This window comes from Pseudonocardia sp. EV170527-09 (assembly GCF_008369905.1).
Classification (GTDB): domain Bacteria; phylum Actinomycetota; class Actinomycetes; order Mycobacteriales; family Pseudonocardiaceae; genus Pseudonocardia.
This window is the reverse complement of record NZ_VRMC01000362.1, coordinates 1-408: the sequence shown is the minus strand read 5'-3', so window position 1 is coordinate 408 and position 408 is coordinate 1. Positions and strand designations below refer to the sequence as shown.

Sequence of the window (408 nt, the reverse complement as noted above, 5' to 3'; positions counted from 1 at the left end):
CCGAATCGGCACTGATCGCACCATACAGGTATTGTATCGAGTCTTCTCTGGACGACTTGACTTGCAGTCAGACCGCGCTATAGCATTATTTGAGATGGAGCAGAGTGCCCTCGGACGTATCCTGCCTGACAACGCGGAGGAGACGGGTGAGACGCAGGAGTGGAGCGCGATTCAGCGGAAGCTCTACCGCTACGGCGTGGAGGTTACGATCGAGGATCTGAAAAATGTGCCGGTCGTGGTTGAAGTTGAACCGTATCTACGCCGGATGGTGGGCGAATTTACTTGATCGAGCCGCTATTGAGGTTTTTTCGTGCGCCCAGCAGACAGGAGGTTGACCATGTAGGTGGTTGAGTTGTTGTCGTCAGCTCGTCGCCCCCACCGAAGCTCGTCACCTCCATCATGATCAAC

1 protein-coding gene is annotated in these 408 nt (G+C 54.9%); it reads left to right on the top strand.

The genetic code is table 11. The features are described from left to right. On the top strand, window positions 1–286 hold a 286-nt coding region (locus FVA95_RS29495; RefSeq protein WP_205016055.1), incomplete at its 5' end, for a hypothetical protein. Between the last annotated feature and the right edge of the window lie 122 nt (window positions 287–408).